10 protein-coding genes are annotated in these 10,525 nt (G+C 69.5%); 4 read left to right on the top strand and 6 right to left on the bottom strand.

From position 1 onward, the window contains the following. Nucleotides 1-132: 132 nt before the first annotated feature. Nucleotides 133-729, bottom strand: coding sequence for a hypothetical protein (locus tag E1211_RS32735; RefSeq protein WP_165947350.1), 597 nt, complete (start codon nt 727-729; stop codon nt 133-135). A gap of 159 nt (nt 730-888) precedes the next feature. Here E1211_RS32735 and E1211_RS33750 point away from each other — a divergent pair, with 159 nt between their 5' ends. Continuing rightward, a complete protein-coding gene (locus E1211_RS33750) occupies nt 889-1,218 on the top strand; it encodes a cold-shock protein (protein ID WP_132352016.1) in 330 nt (109 codons plus the stop codon). Between the two features lie 91 nt (nt 1,219-1,309). Here E1211_RS33750 and E1211_RS26510 read toward each other — a convergent pair whose 3' ends face one another. Then, nucleotides 1,310-1,882: a TetR/AcrR family transcriptional regulator gene (locus E1211_RS26510; RefSeq protein ID WP_132352014.1), complete on the bottom strand. Its 573-nt coding sequence runs from the start codon at nt 1,880-1,882 to the stop codon at nt 1,310-1,312. A gap of 47 nt (nt 1,883-1,929) precedes the next feature. Here E1211_RS26510 and E1211_RS26505 point away from each other — a divergent pair, with 47 nt between their 5' ends. After that, nucleotides 1,930-2,763 (top strand): class I SAM-dependent methyltransferase, encoded by an 834-nt coding sequence (locus E1211_RS26505; protein WP_132352012.1) that lies wholly within the window; start codon nt 1,930-1,932, stop codon nt 2,761-2,763. Nucleotides 2,764-2,900: 137 nt separating this feature from the next. Here the strand turns inward: E1211_RS26505 and E1211_RS33050 are convergent, their stop codons facing one another. Both E1211_RS33050 and E1211_RS26495 read right to left on the bottom strand, forming a co-directional pair. Further along, nucleotides 2,901-3,068 carry a hypothetical protein gene (locus E1211_RS33050; protein WP_207915521.1) on the bottom strand — a complete coding sequence of 56 codons (168 nt, stop codon included), beginning with the start codon at nt 3,066-3,068 and terminating at the stop codon, nt 2,901-2,903. A 685-nt stretch (nt 3,069-3,753) separates the two neighbouring features. Beyond that, nucleotides 3,754-4,620, bottom strand: coding sequence for a hypothetical protein (locus E1211_RS26495; protein WP_132352018.1), 867 nt, complete (start codon nt 4,618-4,620; stop codon nt 3,754-3,756). Nucleotides 4,621-5,794: 1,174 nt separating this feature from the next. On the opposite strand from E1211_RS26495, the gene E1211_RS26490 reads away from it, so the two are divergent. After that, nucleotides 5,795-6,682, top strand: a complete 888-nt coding sequence (locus E1211_RS26490) for a hypothetical protein (protein WP_132352010.1) — start codon at nt 5,795-5,797, stop codon at nt 6,680-6,682. Continuing rightward, nucleotides 6,666-7,721 carry a TRM11 family methyltransferase gene (locus E1211_RS26485; protein WP_132352008.1) on the top strand — a complete coding sequence of 352 codons (1,056 nt, stop codon included), beginning with the start codon at nt 6,666-6,668 and terminating at the stop codon, nt 7,719-7,721. Before E1211_RS26490 ends, E1211_RS26485 begins: the two co-directional genes overlap by 17 nt. On the opposite strand, the gene E1211_RS26480 is transcribed toward E1211_RS26485, so the two are convergent. Both E1211_RS26480 and E1211_RS26470 read right to left on the bottom strand, forming a co-directional pair. Further along, a complete protein-coding gene (locus tag E1211_RS26480; RefSeq protein ID WP_132352006.1) occupies nt 7,637-8,857 on the bottom strand; it encodes an NADAR family protein in 1,221 nt (406 codons plus the stop codon). The genes E1211_RS26485 and E1211_RS26480 overlap by 85 nt on opposite strands. A gap of 485 nt (nt 8,858-9,342) precedes the next feature. Continuing rightward, complete coding sequence (locus E1211_RS26470) at nt 9,343-10,227, bottom strand: ABC transporter substrate-binding protein (RefSeq protein WP_132352004.1); 885 nt, start codon at nt 10,225-10,227, stop codon at nt 9,343-9,345. Nucleotides 10,228-10,525: the final 298 nt, after the last annotated feature.

Here is a 10,525-nt window from a genome sequence, read left to right as displayed (position 1 = left end):
CATGGCGAGGCTCCCGGTCGGGGCTTCGAGTCTTGGTCGACAGCTGTCCTACCTGGAGCCTCGCACCCATCGATCACCGGGCCTGCCACACCGGCCCTGAGCCGCAAGATCAGCTTGGAAAAGGCTCACTGTTCATCGGCGGCTCATGCCGTAGGACGGAGTCGCGTGGATGCCCGTGCCGTACTCGTATTGCAAGCCGGCCTGCGCGATGAACTGCGCGGCGTGCGGCAGCACGGGGTGCGAGCCGATCTTGCTCACGGCCATCCGGCGAATGACCCGATTGAGCATGCCGGAGGCGCCTGTTACCGCCGCCCAGTTCCAGGCGGCAGGATCACCGAGTCGTGGCACGGTTGTCGCCCACGCCGAGGCACGCTTCTCCGTGTTGTGGTTGGTATGGCTCCATCGCAACTCCTGCGCCCCAATGGGTCCGCCGTAGTAGAGCTGAATGAGACCCCAGCCCTCGCACCAGTACCGGAACGTCGTGTCTTCACTCACGCCCGGAGGAAAGTCGATCCGCCTGGCCGTGGGCTCCGGCCCAGCCCCGACGACGAACAACGCTAGGTGTCCCCGTGGACCGTCGGGAACGTCAGTGGCGGCTTGGAACTCTCGCAGCTCGCAGTCCGGCTCCGAGTCAGACTGGAAGACACGGAACAATCCGAGATCGAAGACGCTCTCGAGAACCGCGAGCCAATCGTCGTCTGCAGCGTAAAAGTCCAGGTTCGGCACCATCTCACTATCCCGGTCGGGGCAACACGGCCGCAAACCACAACATCCGCACATCGGCATGACAGCGCGCCCCCGTCGGGCGCGGCCATCGCGCGGATCGCGGCAGATGAGGGCGAGGCTCGGCGCGGGCGAGTGTCAGCAAACGTCATGCAGACTGGAGTGATGACGAGCGTCGGTTCAGTGCGCACATTTGATGCGGACGAAGGTTGGGGTGTCATCGACGCGCCGGACGTGCCTGGCGGATGCTGGGTGCACTTCTCTGCCATTGCCGGGGATGGATACCGGCAGTTGGCGCAAGGACAGCGCGTCTCGTTCCGCGCCGAGGCAGCGAACCAGGACGGGTTCGGCTTCCGAGCCGTGAAGGTCTGGACAGAGGACATCGAGCCGCCCGACCACCCCCGCGTTCAGGGCAGCTCCGCCGCTTGTCGCAGCTCATTGACCCTGACATGCGACGATCCGACCCGGACCGACATGACCTGGCCGCAGGAGTAGCCGTGGCCGGTCGTTGGGTAGACATCCGCATCTCGGCATGCGCCCGATCAGCGGCAGTTTAGTGCGCCGCACGCGCACTGCGGCATACTCGTCAGCGCAGGACGCTCACCACGACGTTGTGCACATCGTCGACTGGCGGCTCGCCGCGGTGCTCGGTAAACAGTAGCTGCACGGCGCCGATCAGGGTCGGCGCCAGTACTTGCACGTCCGCGTCGGCGACGATCCGGCCGAGGTCGTGCTCGGCTGCCAGATAGCCGGCCACCGCGGCGACAGCCTCGCCCGCGAGGGGGAACCGGGCGGTGCCGGCCGCGCGCAGGCGGTTGCGCAGCTCGTCGCGGGCGATGGTGAGCACGATGATCGCGGACATAACCGGCTCGAAGAGTTCGAACATGGCGCCGGTGAGGTTGCCGGCAACGGTCCCGGTCCCGGCCGCATCGCGGAGCGCGGCACCTTGCGCCTCGACCCGCGCGATGCGGTCGAGCACCAGATCGACCAGGAACGCGTCGAAGTCGGCGAAGTGCCGATGCAGCACGCCCTTGGCAACTCCGGCCTCATCGGTGATCGCGCGGCTGGTTAGCGCCGCGACGCCGCCGCGGATGAGCACCCTCACGGCCGCGTCGAACAATTGCTGGCGCGGATCGCGCAGAGCTACGCCGGTCGGCATGGATGCTCCCGCTTCCTTAGTGGGCGATCGCCCACTAAGGTGGGCGCATGGTCACTCTACCGCCGCAACCTCACCAAGCGCGCCGCGTCGCAGAGTCGTTTGGAAACGATCCAGAGCGCTACGACCGCAGTCGGTCGCCGTATCCGGACGCGCTGATCGAGCACATCGTCGCCGCCGCGCCGGGCCCCGCATTCCTCGACGCCGGTTGCGGGACCGGGATCGAAGCCCGCCAGTTCCGCGCCGCCGGGCGCACAGTCCTCGGCGTCGAGCCCGATCCCCGGATGGCGGAATTCGCCCGCGCGAGCGGCATCGACGTCGAGGTCGCGACCTTCGAGACGTGGGAGCCGGCCGGCCGCACCTTCGACGCGATCGTCTCCGGCACGGCCTGGCACTGGATCGACCCTGTCGCCGGAGCCGCCAAGGCAGCCGAGGTACTGCGCCCAGGCGGCATCCTCGCGCCGTTCGGCCACGTCTACGAACTGCCGTCACCGATCGCCGCAGCGCTCGCTGAGGGGCTGCGGCGTGCGGCGCCCGACCTACCCTACCGACAGCCGACCGGTCCCATACTCGACGGCTACCGCGCCCTCTACGACCGCGCCGCCGAGGGAGTCCGCGCGTCCGGCTGCTTCGCCGAACCCGAGATCCGCCGTTACGACTGGCAGCGCACCTACACCCGTGACCAGCTGCTCGAACTCATCCCGACTTCCGGCGGCCTCGCGAGCATGCCACCAGACAAACTCGCCGAGATCCTCTCGACGGTCGCCGTCGCGGTCGACGGCGACGTCACCCTCTCTTATGCCACCTGGTGCCTGACCGCTGTCCGCAGGTCACCCACCGACGCCACTCGCCGCGACAGAAGCGCTAATCACACATCCGGATAACGTGCATCAACAAGCGCTCACATCGACATGACCGGGCGCCCACTTGATCCGCTGTGGCGACGGTGCTTAGCGGTCGGTCAGCGGCGGAAGTGCGCACCTGACCTTGACCTAGCTTCCGCAGGCACCGGCGATCTTGGCTACCTGCTCGCCCGCAACCGACGGCGATGGGTGGCGGCGGCGATGCCGTGGATCAGCCGGGCCAGGTCCGCTGCTCCCTCGGCGTCGTCGGCGCGGTGGACCGTCGTGAGGATCGGCGCGACCTCGTCGAGTTCGACGCGCTCGCGCAGCAGCACGAACTGGGGCACCAGCCAAACAAGCGTTGCCGTCGCCGTACGGGTGGAAGAAGGCGACGTCGAGGTAGGCCCGGGCCGCCCGGGCCGTCACCGGTGTTTCGCGGTCGGCGGTCTCTGCCAGACATGAGGCGAACCGGTGCTCGGTGTCGGTGTGCGGCCCGTACCGTTCCCGGCCTTCTTTCGCGTACGCCGGCACCTGGCGGAACGCCACGACCGGGACAGCGCGGGTGATGCGGTTCCAGCGGGCCAGTGGGTCCGAGGTGAGGTCGGCGCGGCGGTCGGTTCGAGCCGCACGTCGTCGTACGCGGAACGTCGGACGTCCTTCGAGTCGAACGAGGTCTACTGGGGCCTGGCCGGCGGTGTTGGCCCCGACCGTCACTGGGACGGCTGGTTCGACGTCCGTATCCGGGCTGCTGCTCAGCGCCGCCTCGGGATGCATCCCGAGGCGGCCGACCGCCCCGGTCACCGGACCGACACCGCCCTGCTGGTGGCATGCCGCCGCCGAACGCAACGCTCAGTGGAGATATCAGCGAGCACCTTCGAAACGCGGCCTCGCGCGGCCCGGGCCTACCAACTGGGGGCGGGGTGTCCATCGACGCCGTCCCGGGCGGTGTCGGGTTGCCTCTCATTGACCTGGCGCGGCGCCCGCACCGGGAAGCCGGTGAGGGCGCCGCGAGGACAGCTGTGGACGGTGGACTCAGGCGGCGGCTGTCGCCTGAGTCTTGCTGTGGCGGGCGCGGTGGTGGCTGGCGGCGCGCAGGTTGGTCCGCCGTTCGGCCTGGGCGGCGATGCTCTCGGCGGCCTGTGGGGATGCCACCCCGGTCAGCAGGCCGGTGGCGAGGGCTTCGGCGATGCGGGTGTCGATGCGGGCCAGCCGCATCCGCAGCGCGTCGGTGGTGATGCCCATCCGAGCGGCGATCGGTTCGATCGCCCGCCGCCCCAGCCGCACGTCGATGTAGGGCTGCTCATCGTCGGGATCGAGGATCCCCAGCCGTACGGCGCGGTTGACCAGCACGTCCGGATGCCCGTAAGGCACCTGTGGGATACGCGGCCCGATGATGTGCTCCACGTCCTCCACCGGCGTGGCCTCGCCGGCCTGCCGGCGCAGCTTGTAGCCGGCACGCCACCCTGCTCGGCACAGCGCCGCGTACGGGGCGGGCCGAGTGAGGTCAACGTGGTCGCGCAGCGCCGCCAGGAACCCGGTCAGGATCTCCGCCTCGATGTCGTCGGGGTCGCTGCGGTAACCGTCGCACAGTTGGCGGGTGTAGCGTCGCAGTGCCGGCATGGCCATGCCGACCGCCGCGATCACCCATTGCGGCCCGTCCAGGCGGGCACGGCGGATCACCTCGACCCACACCGCGTCGCGCGCCCGGAAGGCGTCGGCGTTCGCCAGCAGCCAGTCCCGCACAGTCGGCAGCGTCATCACCCCCGCCGGCAGGCCGACGTCCGGGCCGAACACGTCAAGGTCGATGGACAAGGGATCGGGATCGCTGGTCAACGCCGCGAATGCCGCGTCGGCGGCGTCCAGCGGGGAGTCCGGCCATTGCGTGAGGGACATGCCCATGAATGCCACTCCAATGTAAGTGAGTGATGCGGTGTCACCGTCGACTCGGGCGACGTCTGTGCGGCATTCCGTCATGACTGACTCACGGAAGCTGACACCGCAGGTCACAGCGGTGATGCGAACATCGGATCGCCGGTCAGCAGACGCCCTCGCCCGCTACCGCACATCCGCTCTCGTCGCTGGCACACGCGTCTGACCGCGCCGCTGAACAGCGCCGTGAGTGCCTGCCAACCCGCGCCAGCCGGACCGCACCGCAGGGACGGCGCAGGTCTCAGCGCCCCTCACACCTGCCCGTCGGGCCACTCACCGCCACTCACAACGACTCACAGCCACTCACACCGCGACCTCGCCCCGATACGAGCGCTGACATACAAGGACGATGCTCGCGCCGCGGTGCCGCTCCTACGCCGGTCGACTTCCTACCCGCCGCCTGAGATGCCTTTGAGGCCATCAGGTTCTCTTCGACCATGACAGCACTGATGGCCGCAGCGGCATGACGCCTCACGCAGCGGGCGAAGCCGAGGACACGAAGAGGAACCTCGGCATGACCAGACCGAGTGTCACCGCGACAAGCATCAGCGAGGAATGTCGGAGGAGTCGGATACGGCAAAGCCGCGCCGCTCAGCGCGGTATGGCCGACAACGCACCACAACCGGCGAAGACATCGCAGGGGTTCACGGCGACAGCATTACATTGATAACTGTCGTTGACATTTTGTCCGCCGATACCGCTGAGCAGGACCGGGGCACCGCTGGTCGACGTACCAGACAACCCGCCGCTGCGGCGCCAGACACGGCCGCGGACACAGCGTCGAGGGGCACGACGCCCACGTTCATGCCACCGGTGTCAGATGCCGCGCGGGCAGTCTGTCCGGCCTGTCACTGACGCCAAGGGCGGCTAGGCGCCGTACTACGGACGAAATGACAGCACACCGACGGGTGACGATGACATGACGTGACCTGCCGTCGACGGCGCGACGGCATGCACCGCCGAGACGGGTCGATGAGCCGCTAGCCGACCCCTGCCTCAGCCGCCGACCGCCGTCATGGTGGGGATAACCGCCGCCGTACTGGTCGCCGTGAGCCGCTGTGAGTCGGGCAGGCGTTCGGCAGAGCACACAAACGCGGGTTTAGGGCTGTCAGCGCACTAATGCGTGGCGCGGAGCCGACATCACATGAGCGAGCACACGCCGCAGCACCACACCGCTCCTGTCCACCCCGCCGGCCCGCACGCGGTCGACCCGACCCTGATCGACCAGATCGCCGGCGACCCCCCGGTCCCGGTCACCGTCTGGCGCACCGCCCCCAGCCCAGCCGACGCGGGCCGCAGCATCAGCACCCGCCTGGCCTACCGGCTCGTCGCCGCCTACAGCCGCCCCGGCGCGGTGGTCGTCGACCTCACCGCCGACCACGCCCTGACCGCCGTCTGCGCCGCGGGCCGACGGCGCCACCACCCGGCGTGGTTCACCGACGCGTCCAGCCTGATCATCGGCCCGGCCAGCCCACCGGCACCTCCCGACCCCACCGTCCTCGGAGAGGCTTCCGAGGATGTGCCGGACATGAGCGCGTGGTTCGGTGACGACCTCACCGACCCGCAGCTGCCCACCGAGCCCACCGAATCCGCTCCCTGCCACACCAACCTCGAGGAGGCGATGAGCCTGGTCGTGGCCTGCTGGCCGCTGTACCGCGACGACGCCACCAACCGCGTCCGGCTGGCATGGCTGTTGACCGCGTGCGCCCGGCTGCTGCGCCCCGGCGGCTGCCTCGTCCTCGTCGTCACCGTCCCGACCGCGACGACTGCCGGGCCGGAAGACTTCACCCCGGTCGCCACCGCCGCCGCCGCGGTCGGCCTGGGCTACCTGCAGCACATCGTCGCGGTCGCCGCCGACACCGACGGGGACGCGTTCGTCTACCACGTCACCGACGAGGAACTGCTCACCCTCACCCACCAGAACGACCCGCGGTGGGCAGCAGCACACCTACGCGTGCACGCCGACCTCCTCGTCTTCTCACCCGTGGCCTCGGACGGCAGGTGCCGCGACGGGGGTGACCGCCGTGGCTGAGCACAACCCGCCCCCCATCGATCCACACCACCCCACCGAGGACACCAGGCACGGTCACCGGCGCGACGATCGCACACGCCGCGTCGACGAGCCGCAGAGTCTGTCGGTGTGGGCGACCGCCCAACAGACCGGACCTGTGCAGCGACGCGGCCGTTATGTGCCGGAGTCCGTCAAGCACCCCGCACGGATGCTTCCCGCGATCGCCGCCCACGCCGTGCACGCCTACACCCAGCCCGGCGACCTCGTGCTCGATCCGATGTGCGGCATCGGCACCACCCTCGTCGAGGCCATCCACGCCGGCCGCGACGCCATCGGCGTCGAGTACGAGGCCCGCTGGTCGAACATCGCCGACACGAACATCACCCACGCCCACACCCAGGGCGCCACCGGCCGCGCCTCGGTGGTTCGCGGCGACGCCACCCGACTGGCCTCCCTGCTACCCGCGGCGCTGACCGGGCAGGTCGCCCTCGTGGTCACCTCACCGCCGTACGGGCCCACCGTGCACGGCCTCGTCCGCCCCGGCGAGCACGGGGTGGCGAAATTCGACAACGCCTACAACGACGGCACCGACCGCGGGAACCTCGCCTACCGGGACCTCACCGGCCTCGCCGACGGGTTCGAACAGATCTTGCGCGGCTGCGCCGCACTGCTGCGCCCCGGCGGCACCATCGTGGTTACGGCACGCCCGTGGCGCAAGAACGGACAGCTCGTCGACTTACCGTCCGCTGTCATCGCCGCCGGCGTCCGCGCCGGCCTGACGCCGACCGAGCGATGCGTCGCCCTCCTCGCGGCGGTCCGCGACGGGCACCTCGTCGCCCGCCCGTCGTTCTTCCAACTCCAGGCCGTACGCAAGGCCCGCGCCGGAGGCACCCCACTGCACCTGATCACCCACGAGGACGTGCTGATCTTCCGCCGCCCCTCGAGTTCCGGAAGTTCCCGCGAACCCAAGTGTTCTCACGGGGAACCGGAGGGACCTGGTGCCCCATCCTCGCATGTCGGCCCTTGTGTTCCTGGCGAACCTGAGGAGCCGTTGGCATGAATCGCCGGAAGGGGGATCCCGGCCTCGGCGGCTGCGAGTTCGGAGCGGATCACTTCCAGCAGTCGGCCGATCCAGTTGGTGGCTCGTTCGCTACCGACGGACCAGTAGGCGGAGTCGAAGTCGACGTAGATGACGCGGGCGTCGCCGCTGGCGAGCAGTGTCTGTGCAATCTGCGTGTGCTGGGTGTACTTGGCGCGCAGCAGGATGGTCATGACGGCCAGACGCGCCAAGGCCCAGTCGGCGCGGCGGGGTGCCTGCTCGGCGAGTTTGCCGGCGTCGTATCCGCGCGGTGCCGCAGCGATCTGGTCGTGCCAGTGCGGGTCGGGAGTCGACAACGCCCAATAGGCGTGTGTGACGCTGGGGTAGCTGCTGGCGCCCACGGTGATGGCTGCCGGGTAGTCGTTCTGCAGGACTTCGACGCCGGGGGGATCCGGCCAGCCGCGTGGGTAGACCGCTTTCGGGATCGTCAGCGTGGGCTGCATCGGGTGTTCGGGGCCATCGGCCGGGACTCGCGCGTCCCATGTCGCGATCGCGATCTCGCGCTCGCGGAAGTACGCGATCGCCTCGGCCCGCTTTTGCTCGGTGACGACCGGGCCGTTTGGCCAGCCGTGCCGTGGTTCGCCCAGCTCCGTGATCAGGATCCGAAGGGGAGCGTCTTTGCGGTCCATATCGCCGAGGGCGTAGACGCGCAGGTGTTCGGGGATTGCCAGGTAGCGCTCGCGAACCGTGCGTCGGTTGTCTTCGGTGGGGTCGGCCAGGTAGGTCGTGACTGCTTGCAGGCATCGAGCGGTGGAGTCGGGCCGGTCGTTGAGCCGGTCGATTTCGTCGGCGACCTCGCCGAGAAGCGTCTCGGCGTTGATGGCGGAGCGGGGCTCGGTGAACCGCCACCCCGCGAGGTGGTGCGCCGATACTCGCGCGCCTTCTTTGAGGGTGGTCGTGACTCGGCCACGGCGGAGTTGTTCGGCCAGCCCGTCGAGGTCGGTGAGGCCGCCGGTGCCGCAGTCGATCGCGCCGTCGGCGTAGATGACCAGGTCGGTCAGGAAGTACGTGTCCATGTTTTGGGTGAAGACGTGCCGCCAGATGCCTTCGATCCGTTGGCCGTCCACGTTGCGGTAGGTGCGGCGATATCTGGTCACCGGCGCACCGTAGTCCAACCACGCCGGAAGGTGTTCTGCCCTCGCGGGCTGCTCAGTGCGGCGGCCGGGGTGGGGTCTGCAGCAGGATCCGGGCGTTGGTGGCGTACCGGATGGCCGTGTCCTCGCTGACGCCGAAGACCGCGGCCAGGTGCAGCGGGTCGCCGCCGGTGGCGAGGGCCTCCTCGAGCTGGCGGTCTACGCGCAGCCGTTCGATAGTGGCGGCCAGCCCGTCGCATGTTCAGGATCCAGGTGTGGCTGACCGGGCCGTGCCGCAGCGCGCTCTCGGTACTGACGAGCAGGTGCGGGTTGGCGGTGTGCGGCCGCATCAGTATTCATCGATCCGTCTGGATCATGCCCGGGGCTTCCGGTCGAGGATCGGGATGCTGTAGAGCGCGGCGAGGGCCGCAGCGGCTCGGCTTCGACGGCGAGCAGTTGGCGGGTCGTGACGTCAGCGGGTACCACCGGCTGTAGAGGATTATCCGTCGTCACGCCACCCGGGCGACGGTGCCCACGGGAGGTTCGGGAACGGCGTCGGGGTGCAGGATCGCGGCGATCGCTTCGACGCCGTCGACGAGCCGCGGACCCGGGCGTACGACGAGGCCGTCCGCGTCGATCGCCCACACCGCGGCCCCGGGAAACCTCGCCGCGACCGTTTCGGCCTGCTGTGTCGCGCCGGCGAGCCGGAATCCACAGGGCGTGACGAGTACGACGTCGGGAGCGGCGTCACTGAGTTCCTGCCAGGTTGTCTGCACCGACCGGGCACCGGGGCGGGCGGCAACCGGGTTGCCGCCGGCGCTTCGCACCAGGTCGGGCACCCAGTGCCCGGCGGTGAACGGCGGGTCGACCCACTCCACGACCGCGACGCGAGGCCGCGGGCGGCCCGCGACCGCCGCCGCGACGGCCTTGAGCCTGGCGCGCAGGCCGGTTACCAGCGCCTCGGACCGTTCGGGTACGCCGGCCCGGGCGCCTACCGCAAGGATCGTGTCGAGGACCTCGTCGAGCGTGTGCGGGTCCAGGGACAGTACGTCGGCGCGGCAGCCGAGGTAGTCCAAGGCGTCCGAGACCTGGCCTGAGGGCAGGGCGCACACTCGGCAAAGGTCCTGCGTGAGGATCAGCTCAGGTTTCAGGCTGGCCAGCGCGCCCCCGTGCAGGGTGTAGAGGTCGCGGCCTGCTGCCATCTGTGCCTTAACATAGGCGTCGATCTCGTGTGGAGTGAGGCCGCGGGTGTCCCGGCCGCCGACCACGACGGTCTTGTCGCCCCGTGCGGCGGGCGGCACGTCACACTCGAACGTCACGCCAACCAGGTCGTCACCCAAACCGAGGGCGTAGACGATCTCCGTCGCGGACGGCAGCAGGGACACCAGACGCATACGGCCATCCTGCCCGTTCCCGCTGCGATGAGCGAACTGACTCAACCGTGCCGTGACAGCGCTACTACTGGCGTTCGGCCGCCGAAGCGCGCGCCGTCCGTGACGCCGCGGATACGGCTCGGGCGGCCCGGAGCCGAGCGGTACACGCGGAGTACGACGTCAGGTACGGGGCACCACGGATCACCACCGAACTCCGCGATGCCAGCCTGCCGGTCAACAGCACGGCCACGGCCTCCTCTGCGTTCGGGGCTGTCTCTTATACACAACTGACGCTGCCGACGATCTTACGCGTTGAGGT

The organism is Micromonospora sp. 15K316 (assembly GCF_004348525.1).
In the GTDB taxonomy this organism is placed as follows: Bacteria; Actinomycetota; Actinomycetes; order Mycobacteriales; family Micromonosporaceae; genus Micromonospora.
The sequence above is the reverse complement of the archived record's forward strand: the minus strand, read 5'-3'. Positions and strand labels throughout refer to the sequence as shown.